At 73.3% G+C, this 19200-nt stretch carries 2 protein-coding genes (both cut by a window edge); both read right to left on the bottom strand.

Going from position 1 to position 19200, the window contains the following annotated elements; all coding sequences use genetic code 11:
* On the bottom strand, positions 1-12690 hold the 5' portion of the coding sequence (locus tag ACFWW9_RS10645) for an SDR family NAD(P)-dependent oxidoreductase (protein WP_390374383.1). 2247 nt of this gene lie to the left of the window's left edge; only the first 12690 of its 14937 coding nucleotides appear in the window; its start codon is at positions 12688-12690; its stop codon lies off the left edge, out of view.
* Positions 12687-19200, bottom strand: partial view of a type I polyketide synthase gene (locus ACFWW9_RS10640; RefSeq protein ID WP_390374381.1) — the 3' end only. It continues 13175 nt past the right edge of the window; 6514 of the gene's 19689 nt are visible here — the last part of the coding sequence; the start codon falls outside the window, past its right edge; the stop codon is at positions 12687-12689. Before ACFWW9_RS10640 ends, ACFWW9_RS10645 begins: the two co-directional genes overlap by 4 nt.

Here is a 19200-nt window from a genome sequence, read left to right as displayed (position 1 = left end):
GGCGTGCCGGGTCCACGGCTCGTCGTCGAGTCGCGAGTGGACGGTGAACGTCCGGCGCTCGTCGGCGTCCGGGCCGCCCACGACGACCTGCACCTGCACGCCGCCGTGCTCCGGCAGGACCAGCGGGGCGGCCAGGGTCAGCTCCTCCACGACCGGGCAGCCGACCTCCTCGCCCGCGCGGACCGCCATCTCGACGAACGCCGTGCCGGGCAGCAGGACCGTGCCGCCGACCGCGTGGTCGGCCAGCCACGGCAGGCCGTCCCTGGTGAGCCGCGAGGTGAACAGGTGGCCGTCGGAGTCCGGCAGGTCGATGCCGCCGCCGAGCAGCGGGTGGCCGCTCGGGGCGAGGCCCTGGCCAAGCGGGGCCGAGCCCTCGTCCAGCCAGTAGCGCTCGTCGGTGAAGGCGTAGGTCGGCAGGTCGACGCGGCGGGCGTCGGTGCCCGCGAAGAACGCGGTCCAGTCGACCTTCGCGCCACGGGCGTAGGCCGTGCCGAGGGCGTGGAACAGGGTCCTGACCTCGGGGCGGTCCTTGCGGAGCGCCGGGACGAGCACGGCGTTCGTGACGGACTCGGCCCCCATCGCGGAGAGCGTGCCGTCCGGGCCCAGCTCCAGGAACGTCTTCACGCCCCTGGCTTCCAGCGTGGTGGCGGTCTCGGCGAACCGGACGGCCTCGCGGACGTGGCGGACCCAGTACTCCGGGTCGGTGACCTCGCCCAGCAGCGCGATCGTCGGGTCGTTGAAGGTGAGTTCGGAAACGACGGCCCGGAAGTCGTCCAGCATCGGCTCCATCAGGGGCGAGTGGAACGCGTGCGAGACGGCCAGGCGCTTGGACTTGCGGTCGGGGAAGCCGTCCACGACCTCCCGCACCGCGTCCTCGTCGCCCGCGATGACGATCGCGTCCGGACCGTTGATGGCGGCGATGGAGACCAGTTCGGTGAGGTGGGGCAGCACTTCCTCTTCGGTGGCCTGGAGGGCGACCATCGCGCCGCCGGTCGGCAAGGCCTGCATCAGGCGACCACGAGCGGAGACGAGCTTGGCGGCGTCGGTCAGCGAGAGGACACCGGCCACGTGGGCGGCGGCGATCTCGCCGATGGAGTGGCCCGCCAGGAAGTCGGGCCGCACGCCCCAGTGCTCGAAGAGCCGGTACAGCGCCACTTCCAGCGCGAACAGGGCGGGCTGGGTCGTACCGGTCTCGTTGAGCGCCTTCGCGTCGATGCCGAACACGACCTCCTGCACCGGCACATCCAGCTCGGCGCACACGGCGTCGAACGCGGCCGCGAACACCGGGAACCGGTCGTACAGCTCGCGGCCCATGCCGAGCCGCTGCGACCCCTGGCCGGTGAACAGGACGGCGAGCTTGCCGCCGGTCGAGCCGGTCACGGCGACCTCGCCGTCGATCACGACGGCCCGGTGCTCGAACGCGGCCCGGCTGGTGGCCAGCGAGAACGCCACGTCCAGCGAGCGCTCGGGGTGGTCGGCGAGGTGCTCGGTCAGCTTGCCGGTCTGCGCCTGGAGGGCCACCGCGGTCTTCGCGGACACCACCCACGGCAGCGTGATGTCTTCCCCGACCTGCGCCGGAGCCTCAAGCGGCGCCTGCTCGATGATCGTGTGGGCGTTGGTGCCCGAGATGCCGAACGAGGAGACGGCCGCGCGGCGCGGGCGGTCGCCCGACAGCCACGGGGTCGACTCGGTCAGCAGCTCGACCGCGCCCGCGGTCCAGTCGACGTGCGGCGAGGGCTCGCCGACGTGCAGGGTCTTCGGCAGGACGCCGTGGCGCAGCGCCATGACCATCTTGATGATGCCCGCGACGCCGGCCGCGGCCTGCGTGTGGCCGAGGTTCGACTTGATGGACCCCAGCAGCAACGGGGTTTCGCGGTCCTGCCCGTAGGTGGCGAGGAGCGCCTGGGCCTCGATCGGGTCGCCCAGCGAGGTGCCGGTGCCGTGCGCCTCCACCGCGTCGATGTCCGAAGTGGACAGACCGGCGTTGGAGAGCGCCTGGCGGATGACCCGCTGCTGCGACGGGCCGTTCGGGGCGGTGAGACCGTTGGAGGCACCGTCCTGGTTGATGGCGCTACCGCGCACGATGGCGAGGACCGGGTGGCCGTTGGCTCGGGCGTCGGAGAGGCGTTCGACGAGCAGCATGCCCGCGCCCTCGCCCCAGCCCGTGCCGTCGGCGTCGGCGGAGAACGCCTTGCAGCGGCCGTCCGCGGCGAGGCCGCGCTGGCGGCTGAAGCCGATGAACGTGCCGGGCGTGGCCATCACCGTGACACCGCCGGCCAGTGCCAGCGAGCACTCCCCCGACCGCAGGGCCTGCACCGCGAGGTGCAGTGCCACCAACGACGAGGAGCACGCCGTGTCGACCGTGACGGCCGGGCCCTCCAGGCCGAACGTGTAGGACACGCGGCCGGAGATGACGCTGCCCGAGCTGCCGGTGCCGAGGTAGCCCTCGATGCCGTCCGGCACGGACCGCAGCCGGGAGGCGTAGTCGTGGTACATCACGCCGGCGAACACGCCGGTCCTGCTGCCGCGCAGGGTGGTCGGGTCGATGCCCGCGCGTTCGAACGCCTCCCACGAGGTCTGGAGCAGCAAGCGCTGCTGCGGGTCCATCGCGAGGGCTTCCTTCGGGTTGATGCCGAAGAACGCCGGGTCGAACTCGGCCGCGCCGTAGAGGAACCCGCCTTCGCGGGAGTACGACGTGCCCTGGTGGTCGGGGTCCGGGTGGTACAGGTTCTCGACGTCCCAGCCGCGGTCGGTCGGGAAGCCGCCGACGGCGTCGCGGCCGTCCTCCAGCAGCGTCCACAGGTCCTCGGGGCTGGTGACGCCGCCGGGGAACCGGCAGCCGATGCCGACGATCGCGATCGGCTCGTCGTCGGTGGCGTTGGTGCGGACCGGGCCGGTGACCTCGGCGGCCGTGCCGCCCAGTTCGGCGCGCAGGTACTCGACCAGCGCGGTCGGGGACGGGTAGTCGAAGACCAGCGTCGCGGACAGCCGCAGGCCGGTCACGGCGGTGAGCCGGTTGCGCAGCTCGACGGCGGTCAGGGAGTCGAAGCCCAGCTCGCGGAACGAGCGGTCGGCGTCGACGTCCTGCGCGCCCTCGTAGCCGAGCACGTCGGCGGCCTGGCCGCGGACCAGGTCGAGCAGCAGGTCGGCCTGCGCGGCGGCGGTCAGCCCGGTCAGCCTGCCCAGGAGACCGGAGTCGCCGGTGGCGGCGGCGCGGCGGGTGGTGCGGACCAGGCCGCGCAGCAGCGGGCTGACGGTCGTGCCCGCGAGGGCGGCGGTGTTGAGGTGCATCGGGACGACGACGGGGTTCCCGGTCGACGCGGCGAGGTCGAACAGCTCCAGGCCCTCGGCGGTCGACAGGGCCGTGACGCCGCCGCGGCTGAGCCGGTCGGTGTCGCCGGTCATGCCGCCGTTGTCCTCCCACAGGCCCCAGGCCAGCGACAGCGCGGGCTCGCCCTGGGCGGCCCGGTGCTGGACCAGCGCGTCCAGGTAGGCGTTGGCGGCGGCGTAGTTGCCTTGGCCCGCGTTGCCGAACGTGCCCGCGGCCGAGGAGAAGACCACGAACGCGGACAGGTCGGCGGTCAACTCGTGCAGGTTGTGGACCGCGTCCACCTTGGGGCGCAGCACGGTGTCGACCTGCTCGGGGGTGAGCGAGGTGATCGTGGCGTCGTCCAGCACACCGGCGGTGTGCACGACGGCGGTGACCGCCCGGTCGTCCAGCAGGGTCTTCAGCGCGGCGCGGTCGGCGACGTCGCAGGCCACGACCTCCACCGACGCGCCGAGCGCGACCAGCTCGTCGCGCAGCTCGGTGGCGCCGGGGGCGTCCGGGCCGCGGCGGGAGGTGAGCAGCAGGTCGCGGACGCCGTAGGAGGTGACGAGGTGCTTGGCGAAGACCGCGCCCAGGCTGCCGGTCGCACCGGTGACCAGGACCGTGCCGTGGAAGTTGAGCCGCTTGTCGGGGGTGGAGGTCGCGCGGGCCAGGCGGGGCGCGAACACCTTGCCGTCGCGGACGGCGACCTCGGGCTCGCCGGAGGCGACGGCGGCGGCCACGTCGACCGTGCCGTCGTGGTCGACCAGCAGGAACCGGTCGGGGTTCTCGGTCTGCGCCGACCGCACCAGGCCGCGCACGGCGGCACCGGCCAGGTCGGTCACGTCCTCGCCGCTGACGGACACGGCGTTCGTGGTGAGGAAGACCAGGCGTTCGGTGGCGTGGTCCTCGGCGAGCCAGGTGCGGATCGAGGACAGGGCCTGGTGGACCGACCCGGAGACGCTGTCGGCGGTGATCTCGGCGACCACGGCGTCGACCTGCTCGGTGCCGGTGACCGGGATCCACTCGACCTGGTAGAGCGAGCGGGCGGCCGTGGAGCCGAGCTGGTCGGGGGTGAACTCCCGCAGCACCAACGAGTCCACCGTCGCGACCGGCGCGCCGGTGGCGTCGGCGATCTCCAGCGCGACGCCGTCCGTGCCGGTCGGCGAGACGTGCACGCGGAGCGCGGTCGCGCCCACGGCGTGCAGCGAGATGCCGCGCCACGCGAACGGGAGGCGGGTCTTGCCGCTGGACGCGCCCAGGCTCAAGGAGTGGAGCACGGCGTCGAACAGGGCCGGGTGCAGGCCGAAGCGGTCCGCGGCCGCGTCCAGCGCGACCTCGGCGTACACGTCGTCGCCCTTGCGCCAGGCGGACTTGAGGCCCTGGAACGCCGGGCCGTACTCCAGACCGGCCGTGGCGAGCGTGGCGTAGACGTCGTCCACGCCGACGGCCTCGGTGCCCGCGGGCGGCCACTCGGTGAGGCTGAACGCGGCCGCCGGGGCCTGCGGGAGCAGGGTTCCGGTGGCGTGCCGCACCCACGGCTCGTCGTCGCCCTCGGGCCGCGAGTGCACGGTCAGCGCGCGGCGGCCGTCGGCGGCGGGCTCCTCCAGCGCGAGCCGGAGCTGAACGGCGTCGTGCAGGGCCAGCGGGGCTTCGAGGGTCAGTTCCTCGAGGAGGTCGTAGCCGACCTCGGCACCCGCGCGGAGGGCCATCTCGACGAACGCCGTGCCGGGCACCAGGACCGTTCCCGCGACGACGTGGTCGGCGAGCCAGGCGTGCGTGGTGACCGACAGGCGGGCGGTGAACAGCTGGCCCTCGGGCAGGGCGACGGCCGCGCCGAGCAGCGGGTGGTCCGCGTCGCCCTGGCCGACCGAGGTGACGTCGCCGAAGGCGAACCCGGCCGTGGGCCAGTAGTTCTTGCGCTGGAACGCGTAGGTGGGCAGGTCGACCCGACGGCCGCCCTTGAGCAGCCGCGCCCAGTCGGCGTCGGCACCGGCCGCGTAGGCGTTGCCCACGGCGGTGAGCAGGGTGGCGAGTTCGGGGCGGTCCTTGCGCAGCACCGGGATGACGGGCGCGTCGGCCATCGCGGCCAGCACGCCGTCCGGGCCCAGCTCGACGAACGTCGTGACGCCCTGGGCTTCCAGGGTGGCCATGGTGTCGGCGAAGCGGACCGTGCCGCGGACGTGGCGGACCCAGTACTCCGGGTCGGTGACGTCACCGAGCATCGTGATCTTCGGCTCGTGGAAGGCCAGCTTCGCGACCACGGCCCGGAAGTCGTCCAGCATCGGGTCCATCAGCGGCGAGTGGAATGCGTGCGAGACGCTGAGGCGCTTGGACTTGCGGTCGGCGAACTTGGCGATTACCGCGGCGACGGCGGTTTCGTCGCCCGCGACGACCACGGAGTTCGGGCCGTTGATGGCGGCCAGCGACACCAACTCCGTGAGGTGGGGCGTCACCTCGTCCTCGGTGGCCTGGAGGGCGACCATCGCGCCGCCGGTCGGGAGGGCCTGCATGAGCTTGCCGCGGGTCTCCACCAGCACGGCCGCGTCTTCCAGCGACAGGACCCCGGCCACGTGGGCGGCGGCGATCTCGCCGATGGAGTGGCCCGCGACGACGTCCGAGGTCATCCCCCAGTGCTCCAGCGTGCGGAACAGGGCGACTTCCAGCGCGAACAGCGCGGGCTGCGTGACGGCGGTCTGGTCGAGCGCGTCGGCGTCCGTGCCGAACACGACGTCCCGCAACGGGAGGTCGAGCTGAGCCCGGACCTCGTCGAACGCGCGGGCGAACACCGGCACCGAGTCGTACAGCTCCCGGCCCATGCCGAGCCGCTGGGACCCCTGGCCGGTGAACAGGAACGCGGTCTTGCCGGTCGTGGTGGTCGACTCGCTCCGGCCGAGGGCGGCCAGGTCGCGCAGGACCTGCTCCCGGTCGTGGGCGACGACGACCGCACGGTGCTCGTGCGTCGAGCGGGTGAGCAGCGAGTGGCCGACGTCCAGGAGGTCCAGCTCCGGGTGGGCCTCGACGTGGGCGGCCAGCGCGAGGGCCTGGCCGCGCAGGGCGGCGGGCGTGCGCCCGGAGAGGACCAGCGGGCGGGGGAAGTCCTCACTCCGGTCGGTCTCGACCGGCGCGACCGGAGGCTGTTCGATGATCACGTGGGCGTTGGTGCCGCTGATGCCGAACGACGAGACGCCCGCACGGCGGGGGCGGTCGACGGTCGGCCACGGGCGGGCCTCGGTGGTCAGCTCGACCGACCCGGCGGTCCAGTCGACCTCGGAGGTGGGGGCGTCGACGTGCAGGGTCTTCGGGACGACGCCGTGGCGCATGGCCTCGACGACCTTGATGATGCCCGCGACACCGGCGGCGGCCTGGGAGTGGCCGATGTTGGACTTGATGGACCCCAGGAGCAGCGGCTCCGAGCGGTCCTGGCCGTAGGTGGCGAGGAGGGCCTGTGCCTCGATCGGGTCGCCGAGCTTCGTGCCGGTGCCGTGGGCCTCGACCAGGTCGACGTCCGCAGTGGACAGTCGAGCGCTCGCGAGGGCCTGCTGGATCACCTTGCGCTGGGCCGGGCCGTTGGGGGCGGTGAGGCCGTTGGACGCGCCGTCCTGGTTGATGGCGCTACCGCGCACGATGGCGAGGACCGGGTGGCCGTTGCGCTCGGCGTCGGAGAGGCGCTCGACGAGCAGCATGCCCGCGCCCTCGGACCAGCCGGTGCCGTCCGCCGCGCCCGCGAAGGACTTGCAGCGGCCGTCGACCGCGAGGCCGCGCTGGCGGCTGAAGCCGACGAACGTGGCCGGGGTGGCCATGACCGTGACACCACCGGCGAGGGCAAGCGTGCACTCGCCGTTGCGCAGCGCTTGGACCGCGAGGTGCAGGGCCACCAGCGACGACGAGCACGCGGTGTCGACCGTGACGGCCGGGCCTTCCAGGCCGAACGTGTAGGACACGCGGCCCGAGGCGAGGCTGCCGCCGGTGCCCAGGTAGCCCTCGACCTCGTCGGTGCCGCTCTCCACCACGGACGCGTAGTCGTGGTACATGATCCCGGCGAACACGCCGGTCCGGCTGCCGCGCACCGACGTCGGGTCGACGCCCGCGCGCTCGAACGCCTCCCACGTGGTCTCCAGCAGCAGGCGGTGCTGCGGGTCGAGCGCGATGGCCTCCTTCGGGCTGATGCCGAAGAACGCCGGGTCGAACTCGGCGGCGTCGTGCAGGAAGCCGCCGTCACGGACGTAGCTGGTGCCGGGGTGGTCGGGGTCGGCGTTGTACAGGTTCGCCAGGTCCCAGCCGCGGTTGGTCGGGAAGCCGGTGACGGCGTCCGCGCCCGACGCGACCAGGTTCCACAGGTCCTCGGGGGTGGAGATGCCGCCGGGGTAGCGGCAGGCCATGCCGACGATGGCGATCGGCTCGTCGTTGGCGAGCACGACGGTGTCGGCGGCGGTCGGCGTGGCCGCTCTCCCGCCGAGTTCCGTGCGCAGGTGCTCGGCGAGCGCGGCGGGCGTCGGGTAGTCGAAGACCAGCGTGGCGGGCAGGCGCAGACCGGTGTGGCCGTTGAGGCGGTTGCGCAGCTCCACGGCGGTGAGCGAGTCGAAGCCCAGTTCCTTGAACGCCAGACCGGGCTCGACGTCGTCGCCGGAGCCGTAGCCGAGGACCTCGGCGACGTGGTGGCGGACGATCGTGACCAGCTCGGCGCCGGAGACGCCGGTCAACGCCGAGGCGACCGGGGCCGGGGCGGTGCGGGCGGACCGGCGGGTCGGGCGGACCAGCCCGCGCAGCAGCGGGGGGACGACCGGCTGGCCGCCGAGGACGGCCGTGTCCAGGTGCGCGGGCACCTGCACCGGCAGCTCCGAGGCGAAGGCCGCGTCGAACAGCGCTAGGCCCTCGTCCTGGGTCAGCGGGCGGACGCCCATGCGGGTCATCCGGTCGACCGTGGCGTCGGTGAGGGTCGCGCCCATGCCGCCGGTCCCGGCCCACAGACCCCACGCGAGCGAGAGGCCGTGCTGGCCGGTGGCGCGGCGGTGGCGGGCCAGGTTGTCCAGGACGGCGTTGGCGGCGGCGTAGTTGGCCTGGCCCGCGTTGCCGAAAGTGGTCGCCGAGGAGGAGAAGAGGATGAACGCCTTGAGGTCGTGGGTCAGCTCGTGCAGGTTGAGCGCGCCGTCGACCTTGGGGCGCAGGACGGTGGTGATCTGCTCCGGGGTCAGGGCGTCGATCACGCCGTCGTCCAGGACGCCCGCGGTGTGCACCACGGCGGTCACGGGGTGGTCGGCCAGCAGTGCGGCCAGCGAGTCGCGGTCGGCGGCGTCGCACGCGGCCACGGCGACCGTCGCGCCGAGGGTTTCCAGCTCGGTGACGAGGTCGACCGCGCCGGGCGCGTCCAGGCCGCGGCGGGAGGTCAGCAGCAGGCCGCGGACGCCGTACTTGGTGACGAGGTGCTTGGCGAGCACGCCGCCGAGACCGCCGGTGCCACCGGTGATGAGCACGGTGCCGTCCAGCACCGGGACGTCCGCGCGGACGTCGGAGCTGCGGGCCAGCCGGGCGACGCGGACCACGCCGTCGCGCAGGGTGATCTGCGGTTCGCCGGTGGCGAGGGCGGCGGGCAGGACCTTCTCGGAGGCGGCGGAGCCGTCGGTGTCGACCAGCAGGAACCGGTCGGGGTGCTCGGTCTGCGCGGAGCGGACCAGGCCCTGGACGGCACTGCCCGCGTGGTCGGCACCGGTCGTGGCGAAGACCAGGCGCGACGCGGTGAAGCGCTCGTCGGCCAGCCACTCGCACACCAGGCGCAACGCCGTCTGCACGGCCTCGTGCACCTCGGCCGCGCCACCGGTCCCGGCGGTGAGGCGGACCAGGACGGCGTCGGCGGGCTCGAGGGTGGAGAGGTCGGCGTCCAGGGTCGTCTCGACGATCCGGGTGGACGCGTCGGCGACCGGCAGGACCGTCCAGTCGACGTGGAACAGGGACTCGGTGAAGCCGGTGGCGATCTCGCGGACCTCGCGCAGCACCAGCGAGCCGATGGACGCGACGGGTGCGCCGGTGGTGTCGGCGACCTGGAGCGAGACGCCGTCCGCGCCGGTCGGGGCCAGGCGGACACGGACCGCGGAAGCGCCCACGGCGTGCAGGGCGACCTCGCGCCAGGCGAACGGGAGCCGGGCCTGTCCGCCGGAGCTGACCGCGCCGAGCGCGTGCAGGGTCGCGTCCAGCAGGGCCGGGTGGATGCCGAAGCCGGTCACGTCGTCGGTGACGGTGACCTCGGCGAAGACCTCGTCGTCGCGCTGCCACACGGCCTGCGCGCCCTGGAACACCGGGCCGTAGGCCAGGCCCACGGAGGCCAGGTTGTCGTAGAGGGCGTCGATCGCGACCGGCTGGGCTCCCGTGGGCGGCCACTCGGACAGGTCGAACGCCGTGGCGGGCGCGGTCGGGAGCAGGGTGCCGGTGGCGTGCCGGGTCCACGGGCCGTCGAGTCGCGAGTGGACGGTCAGGTTGCGGCGGCCGGTGTCGTCGGGGCCGCTGACGCCGACCTGGACCTGCACGCCGCCGTGCTCGGGCACGACCAGCGGGGCCTCGAGGGTGAGTTCTTCGAGGAGGTCGCAGCCGACCTGGTCGGCGGCGTGGATGGCCAGCTCGACGAACGCCGTGCCGGGCAGCAGGACTGTGCCGGAGACGGCGTGGTCGGCCAGCCAGGCGTGCGTGTCGAGGGCGAGGTGGCCGCTGAGGACCAGGCCGTCGGAGTCCGCGAGGGAGAGCGTGGAGCCCAGCAGCGGGTGGTCCGACGCACCGAGGCGGACGCCGCCGGGGACGACGTCGAGCCAGAAGCGGTCGCGCTGGAACGCGTAGGTGGGCAGGGAGACCTTCGTGCCGCCGCCGAAGAACGCGGTCCAGTCGACGGTGACGCCGCTGACGTGCAGCGCGCCGACCGCCGTGGCGACGGACTCGACCTCGGAGCGGTCCTTGCGCAGCAACGGGGTCACGGGGACCTCGGCCATCGCTGCGAGTACGCCGTCCGGGCCCAGCTCCAGGAACTTGGTGACACCGCGCTGGTCGAGGGTCTGGACGGCGTCGTGGAAGCGGACCGTGTCGCGGACGTGGGCGACCCAGTACTCCGGGTCGGTCACGTCGCCGAGCAGCTCGATCCGGGGCTGCTGGAAGGTGAGGTCGGAGACAACGGCGCGGAAGTCGTCCAGCATCGGGTCCATCAACGGCGAGTGGAACGCGTGCGAGACGGCCAGGCGCTTGGACTTCCGGTCGGCGAACTTCGCGACGACCTGCGCGACGGCGGCTTCCTCGCCCGCGAGCACGATGGCCTTGGGGCCGTTGATGGCCGCGATGGAGACATCGGCGGTGAGGTGCGGAGTCACCTCCGCCTCGGTGGCTTGGAGGGCGACCATCGCGCCACCGGCCGGGAGGGCCTGCATCAACCGGGCGCGGGCGTTGACGAGCTTGGCGGCGTCGGCCAGGGAGAGGACTCCGGCGACGTGGGCGGCGGCGATCTCGCCGATGGAGTGGCCCGCGAGGTAGTCCGGGCGGATGCCCCACGACTCCACCAAGCGGTAGAGCGCGATCTCAAGGGCGAAGATCGCGGGCTGGGTGAACTCGGTGCGGTCCAGTTCTTCTTGGGTGTCGCGCACGTCGACGAGTGCGGCGACCTCGTCGAACGCCTTGGCGAACACGGGGTAGGCCGCGTGCAGTTCACGGCCCATGCCCGCGCGCTGCGAGCCCTGGCCGGTGAACAGGAACGCGAGGCCGGATTCCTTGGCCACGCCGGGGTTGAGCGAGTCGAGGCCGCGCACCACGTCGGCCAGCTCCGTGCCGACGATGGCGGCACGGTGGGTGTGGGCGGTGCGAGTGGTCGCGAGGGACCAGGCCAGGTCACGCGGGGTGATGTCGGGGTGGGCGGCCAGGTGCTCGCTCAGCTTGGCGGCTTGGGCGCGGAGTGCCTGCTCGGTCTTGCCGGACAGCACGAACGGAACAGCGACCGGCTCCTGTGCGGCAATCTCGACCGGCTCGACGATCGGAGCCTGCTCGATGATCGTGTGGGCGTTGGTGCCGGAGATGCCGAACGACGAGACACCCGCACGGCGCAAACGTTCGCCTGCGGGCCAGTCACGCGCTTCGGTCAGCAGTTCGATGTTGCCGTCGGCCCAGTCGACGTGCGGCGAGCGCACGTCGGCGTGCAGGGTCTTGGGCAGGACGCCGTGGCGCAGCGCCATGACCATCTTGATGATGCCCGCGACACCGGCGGCGGCCTGCGTGTGGCCGATGTTGGACTTCAGCGACCCCAGCCACAGGGGCTCCGAACGGTCCTGGCCGTAGGTGGCCAGCAACGCCTGAGCTTCGATCGGGTCACCGAGCGAGGTACCGGTGCCGTGCGCCTCGACGACATCGACGTCCGAAGTGGACAACCCGGCCGACGCAAGCGCTTGCTTGATCACGCGCTGCTGTGACGGACCGTTCGGTGCGGTCAGACCGCTCGACGCGCCGTCCTGGTTGATGGCGCTCCCCCGCACGACGGCCAACACCTCGTGACCGAGGCGCTGCGCGTCGGACAGGCGCTCCAGGAGGAGCATGCCGACGCCCTCGCCCCAGCCGGTGCCGTCGGCGTCGGCGGAGAACGCCTTGCAGCGACCGTCGGAGGCCAGCGCGCCCTGGCGGGCGAAGTCGATGAACGTGCCGGGCGTCGACATGACCGCCACACCACCGGCCAGCGCCATCTCGCACTCACCGAGCCGCAGGGCCTGCACCGCCCAGTGCAGCGCGACCAGCGACGAGGAGCACGCCGTGTCGATGGTGACGGCCGGGCCTTCCAGGCCGAGCGTGTAGGAGACGCGGCCGGACGCGATGCTGCCCGCGCTGCCGTTGCCCAGGTAGCCCTCGACGCCCTCCGGCGGCGCGATCTCGCGGGCGGCGTAGTCGTGGTACATCAGGCCGGCGAACACGCCGGTCCGGCTGCCCTTGAGCGTCGACGGGTCGATGCCCGCCCGCTCGAACGCCTCGTACGACGTCTCCAGCAGCAACCGCTGCTGCGGGTCCATCGCCAGCGCCTCGCGGGGCGAGATGCCGAAGAACGCCGGGTCGAACTTGCTGACGTCGTAGAGGAAACCGCCCTCCAGGGGGATGTCCTCGACCTGCCAGCCGCGGTCGGTCGGGAACCCGGAGATCGCGTCACGGCCGTTCGCGACGAGGTCCCACAGGTCCTCGGGGGTGGCGACCCCACCGGGGAAGCGGCAGCTCATCGCGACGATCGCGATGGGCTCGGTGGCCTTGTCCTCGACGTCGCGGAGCTGCTTGCGCGCGTCCCGCAGGTCGGCGGTGGCCCGCTTCAGGTAGGCGAGGTACTTGTCCTCGTTCGCCACGTGATCATCTCCTCTGGCGTTGGCGGCGGTCACGTGGCTCACGACAGCTCGTTGTCGAGCAGGTCGAACAACTCGTCCGCGGTGGCGGAGCCGAGGTCGTCGTCCTGCGGCGCACCGTCGAGCGAGGCCAGGAGACCGCGGAGTCGGGCCGCGATCACCTGCTTCTCGGCGTCGTCCGGTGCGGCCGTGTCCAGGGCGGCGGCCAGTCGGTCCAGTTCGGTGTGCACGCCGGTGGTGCTCGCCGCGTCCTCGACCGGCACGATCGTGCCGAGGTGCTGGGCGAGCGCCGTCGGTGACGGGTAGTCGAAGATCAGCGTGGCGGGCAGGCGCAGGCCCGTCGCCGCGGTGATCTGGTTGCGGAACTCCACCGCGGTCAGGGAGTCGAAGCCGAGTTCCAGGAAGCCGCGACCGGGTTCGACGGCGGTGTGCGACTCGTAGCCGAGCACCGTGGCCGCGTGCTGCCGGACCAGGTCGAGGATCGCGCGGTCGCGGTCCACTCCGGACAGTCCGGCGAGCCTGGCGGACAACGACATCTCGGTGACGGCGGCTTCGGCAGCGCGGCGGACCGGCGTCTTCACCAGGCCCCGCAGCAGCGGCGCGAGGGTTCCGGCGGCGGCCAACGAGCGCAGGACCGCGTGGTCCAGGTTGATCGGCACCAGCCCGGCGAGGTCGTGGCAGAGGGCGATGTCGAACAGCTCCAGGCCCTCGCTGGGCGTGAGCGGTGCGACGCCTGCCCGTGCCATGCGCTGGACGTCGGCCTCGGTGAGGTCGGCGCCCATGCCGTCCTCGGTGACCCACAGGCCCCACGCGACCGAGGTCGCGGGCAGCCCGGTCGCCCTGCGGCGCTGGGCCAGCGCGTCCAGGTAGGCGTTGGCCGCGGCGTAGTTGCCCTGGCCCGCCGCCCCGAAGACGCCGCCGGTGGAGGAGAACAGGACGAACGCGGCCAAGTCGAGGTCGCGGGTCAGCTCGTGCAGGGTGGTCGCCGCGTCGACCTTCGGCCGCAGCACGCGGTCGACCTGGTCGGCGGTCAGCGAGGTGATCGTGGCGTCGTCCAGCACACCGGCGGTGTGCACGACGGCGGTCAGCGGGTGCTCGGCGGGAACACCGGCCAGCAGCGAGGCCACGGCGTCGCGGTCGGCGACGTCGCAGGCGACGAAGTCGACCGTGGCGCCCTTGGCGACGAGCCGGTCGCGCAGGTCCTCCGCGCCGGGAGCGGCGAGGCCGCGCCGACTGGTGAGGACCAGGTTCCGGATGCCGTGCTCGGTCACCAGGTGCTCGGCGACCAGGCCGCCGAGGGTGCCGGTGGCACCGGTGACGAGGACCGTGCCGGTGACGTCCAACGCCGTGGGCTCGGCGGCGAGACCGGCCCTGGCGAGCCGGGGCGCGAACGCCGTTCCGTTGCGCAGCGCCAGTTCCGGCTCGCCTGCGGCGAGCGCGGCGGTCAGCGCCAGGTAGGAGGCGTCCTCCTCGTCCAGGTCCACCAGCACGAAGCGGCCGGGGTTCTCGGCCTGGGCCGAGCGGACCAGGCCACGGGCGGCGGCGTTGGCGAGGTCGAGCACGTCGTCGTCCGCTCCGACGGCCACCGCGTTGCGGGTGACCAGCACCAAGTGACGGTCGTCGTTGGCGGTGTCGGCGAGCCACGTGCGGAGCAGGTCGAGCACGCCGGTCGTGGCGGAGCGGACCGTGGTGTCCTGGCTGGCGACGAAGGACGCGAACACCACGTCCGCGTTCTCCCCCACCAGCCTGACGCCCGCCGATTCGAGACCCGCGCCGACCTTCAGCTCGTCCTCGCCGAGCACCGCGTAGGTGACGTCGGTGGGCGGCGTGGCGGGCGTGACCGAGGTCCACTCGACCCGGTACAGCGACTCGACGTGGGTCGGAGCGCCCGCGAGCTGGTCGGCCGAGATCGCCCGCAGCGCGAGGGACTCCACCGACGCCACCGGGGCTCCGGTGGCGTCGGCGAGCTGGATGGCCACCGACTCGCCGGTCGCGGAGAGCTTGACCCGCAACGACTTCGCGCCGGTGGAGTACAGCCGCACCCCGCTCCAGGCGAACGGCAGCAGGCCGTCGCCGGAGGCCAGGCCGCCCGCGCCGATGGCGTGCAGCGCGGAGTCGAGCAGCGCCGGGTGGACGCCGTAGTCGCTCGTGTCGGTGTCGGAAGGCAGAGCCACGTCGGCGTACACGTCGTCGCCGAGCCTCCACGCCCCTTCGAGGCCCTGGAACAGCGGCCCGTAGCCGAACCCGGCGTCCGCGAAGCCGTCGTAGACGCCGTCCACGTCGATCTCCTCGGCCCCCGTCGGCGGCCACTGGGCGAGGTCGAAGGTCGGGACGTCCGACTCCACCAGCGACCCGGTGGCGTGCCGCGTCCACAGCTCGTCGCCGGTGCGGCTGTGCAGGGCGAACGGGCGGGCACCGGACGCGTCGGGAGCGCCGACCACGGCTTGGAGCTGCACGGACCCGGTCCTCGGCAGGACCAGCGGCGACTGGAGGGTCAACTCCTCCAGAGCGCCGCAGCCGACCTGGTCACCGGCGCGCAGGGCGATCTCGACGAAGGCCGTGCCGGGCAGCAGGACCACGCCGTGGACCTCGTGCTCGGCCAGCCACGGGTGGGTTTCCAGGGACAGCCTGCCGGTGAACAGGAAGCCGTCCGCGTCGGCCAGCGGCACAGCCGCGCCGAGCAGCGGGTGGTCCGCGGAGGACAGCCCGGCCGAGGAGACGTCGACCATCATGGCCGCGTCCTCCAGCCAGTACCGCGAGGTCTGGAACGCGTAGGTGGGCAGCTCGACCTGGCGGGTGGCGCGACCGGCGAAGAAGGCCCGCCAGTCGACGTCGACACCGTGGACGTGCAGCTCGCTCAACGCGGTGGTCAGCGTGGCGACCTCGGCGCGGTCCTTGCGCAGCACCGGCACGGCGGTCACGTCGGCCTCGGCGGCCATCGCCGTGAGGACGCCGTCGGGGCCGACCTCCAGGAACGTCGTGACGCCCAGGCGGGTCAACTCCGTGAGGGAGTCGGCGAAGCGGACCGCGTCGCGGACGTGGGAGACCCAGTACTCCGGGTCGGTCACGTCGCCGAGCATCGGGACGCGCGGCGTGGAGTAGGTCAGGCCTTCGGCGACCGCGCGGAACTCGTCCAGCATCGGGTCCATCAGCGGCGAGTGGAACGCGTGCGACACCTTGAGGCGCTTGGTCTTCACGCCCTGGGCCGACAGTTCCCCGGCGACCGCGAGGACCGCGTCCTCGTCACCGGCGATCACGACCGACTTCGGGCCGTTGACCGCGGCGATGGAGACGCCCTCGGTAAGCAGCGGCAGCACCTCGGACTCGGCCGCGCGGACGGAGATCATCAGGCCGCCGGTCGGCAGGGCCTGCATGAGCCGGCCGCGAGCGCCGACCAGCGTGGTGGCGTCGTCCAGCGACAGCACCCCGGCCACGTGGGCCGCGGCGAGTTCGCCGATGGAGTGGCCCGCCAGGTGGTCGGCGTGCACGCCCCAGGCCTCCAGGAGCCGGTACAGCGCGACCTCGACCGCGAACAGCGCGGGCTGCGTCAGGCCGGTCTGGTCGAGGGCGTCGGCGTCGTCGCCGAACACCGTCTCGCGGACCGGCGCGTCGAACTTCTCGCAGACCTCGTCGAACGCCTTGGCGTACACCGGGAAGGCCTCGTACAGCTCGCGGCCCATGCCGAGCCGCTGCGACCCCTGGCCGGTGAACAGGAAGGCCGTCTTGCCGGAACCCTCGACGCCGCCGGTGATGGCGTCGAACGCGGCCAGCTTGCCGAGCAGCTCGGTGCGGGACTCGGCGACGAACGCCGCGCGGTGCTCCAGTGCGGCCCGGTGGGTGGCGAGCGTGCCCGCCGCCTCGACCAGGTCCAGCTCCGGGTGCGCCGCCAGGTGGGCGTGCAGCTGAACCGCCTGCGCCTTCAGGGCTTCCTCGCCGCGAGCGGAGAGGACCACCGGAACGATCTGCTCGGTGATGGTCGGTTCCACGACCAGGGTTTCCGGCGCCTGCTCGATGATCGTGTGGGCGTTGGTGCCGGAGATGCCGAACGAGGAGATCGCCGCACGGCGGGGGCGGCCGGTCGACGGCCACTCGCGTGCCTCGGTCAGCAGTTCGACGTCGCCCGCGCTCCAGTCGATGTGCGGGGACGGCGCGTCGACGTTGAGGGTCTTGGGCAGCACGCCGTGGCGCATGGCCTGCACCATCTTGATGACGCCCGCGACACCGGCGGCGGCCTGCGTGTGGCCGATGTTGGACTTGATCGAGCCGAGCCACAGCGGCTCGTCGCCCGTGCGCTCCTGGCCGTAGGTGGCCAACAGCGCTTGGGCCTCGATCGGGTCGCCCAGCGTGGTGCCGGTGCCGTGCGCCTCGACCACGTCGATCTGGTCCGCGCCCAGTCGGGCGTTCGCGAGGGCCTGCTTGATGACCCGCTGCTGCGACGGCCCGTTCGGGGCGGTGAGGCCGTTCGAGGCGCCGTCCTGGTTGACCGCCGTGCCGCGCACGATGGCGAGCACCGGGTGGCCGTTGCGGCGGGCGTCGGACAGCCGCTCGACGAGCAGCAGGCCCACGCCCTCGCCCCACGCCGTGCCGTCGGCACCGGCCGCGAACGACTTGATGCGGCCGTCCTCGGCGAGGCCGCGCTGGCGGCTGAAGGAGGTGAACGTGCCGGGCGACGGCATCACCGTGACACCACCGGCCAACGCCAGGTCGCACTCGCCGGAGCGGAGCGCCTGGACCGCCAGGTGCAGGGCCACCAGGGAGGACGAGCACGCGGTGTCGACCGTGACCGCCGGGCCTTCCAGCCCGAACGTGTAGGCGACGCGGCCGGAGATGACGCTGGCCGAGTTGCCGGTGCCGACGAAGCCCTCGACCTCTTCGGGGATCAGCGTGAGCCGCGAGGCGTAGTCGTAGTACATGACACCGGCGAAGACACCGGTCTTGCTGCCACGAACGGACGTCGGGTCGATGCCCGCGCGCTCGAACGTCTCCCACGAGGTCTCCAGCAGCAGGCGCTGCTGGGGGTCGGTGGCGAGCGCCTCGCGCGGCCCCATCCCGAAGAACGCCGGGTCGAACTGCGCGGCGTCGTGCAGGAAGCCGCCTTCACGGGCGTAGGTCGTGCCGGGGGTGTCGGGGTTCGAGTCGAACAGGTTCTCCAGGTCCCAGCCGCGGTCGGTGGGGAACGGCGAGATGCCGTCGTTCCCGGCGACCACGAGGTCCCAGAGCTGCTCGGGGTTGCGGATGCCGCCGGGGTAGCGGCAGGCCATGGACACGATCGCGATCGGCTCGTCGTCGCCGACCTTCGCGGCGCGGACCTCCACGGCCGGGGCCTCGACCGCGCCGAACAGCTCCTCGACCAGGTGGTCGGCGAGCGCTCCGGCGTTCGGGTAGTCGAAGACCAGCGTGGCGGGCAGGCGCATCCCCGTGACGGCGTTGAGGCCGTTGCGGAGCTCGACGGCGGTGAGCGAGTCGAAGCCCAGTTCCTTGAACGCGCGTCCGGCGTGGACGGCGTCCGGCGAGTCGTAGCCGAGGACGGCGGCGACCTGCGTGCGGACCAGCTCCAGCACCGCGCGGTGCCGCTCGGGGCCGACCAGGTCGGCCAGGCCGAGGCGGGACGCGGTGTCGGCGGCGCGGACCGCTCGGCGGGCCGGGCGGACCAGGCCGTGCAGGATCGCCGGGACGGTCGGGTGGGTGCGCAGGACCGCGAGGTCCAGGTGCACCGGCACCAGGTGGGCCTCACCGGTGGTCAGCGCGGCGTCGAACAGGGCAAGGCCGTCCTCGGCGGACAGGGTGCCGATGCCGCCGCGCGCGGCGCGGTCGGAGTCGGTGCCCATGCCCGTGTCGGTCTGCCACAGGCCCCACGCCAGCGACGTGGCGGCGAGGCCGTTCGCCCGGCGGTGGAGGGCCAGGCCGTCGAGGGTGGCGTTGGCGGCGGCGTAGTTCGACTGGCCCGCGGTGCCGTAGGTGCCGGACAGCGAGGAGAACAGGACGAACATCTCCACGTCGCCGACCAGCTCGTGCAGGTGGCGGGCGGCATCGGCCTTCGGCGCGGCCACGGCGGCGATCCGGTCCGGGGTCTGCGCCTCGAACGTGCCGTCGTCCAGCACACCGGCGGTGTGCACGACACCGGTCAGCGGGCGCTCGGCCGGGATGCCGGTGAGCAGCCGCTCCAGCGCGGCGCGGTCGGACACGTCGCACGCGGCGAACGTCGCCACCGCGCCGAGCCCGGCGAGCTCGGTGGCCAGCTCGGTCGTGCCGGGCGCGTCCTCGCCGCGCCTGCTGACCAGCAGCAGGTTCGTGACGTCGTAGCGGGTCACCAGGTGCTTGGCGACCAGGCCGCCGAGCGCGCCGGTGGCACCGGTGATCAGTACCGTCCCGGTCGGGTCGAGCGCGGGCGGTGCCCCCACGGCCGCCGCCACGCGGGCCAGACGCGGCGCACGGGCATCGCCGTCGCGGAGTGCCAGTTGAGGGGCCCCCGGAACCAGCGCGTGGGACAGCACACCGCGGGAAGCCTCCTGACCGTCGAGGTCGAGCAGCGCGAACCGCTCGGGGTGCTCGGTC

Source organism: Umezawaea sp. NPDC059074 (assembly GCF_042738955.1).
Classification (GTDB): Bacteria; Actinomycetota; Actinomycetes; order Mycobacteriales; family Pseudonocardiaceae; genus Umezawaea.
This window is presented reverse-complemented; position numbering and strand designations above follow the sequence as displayed.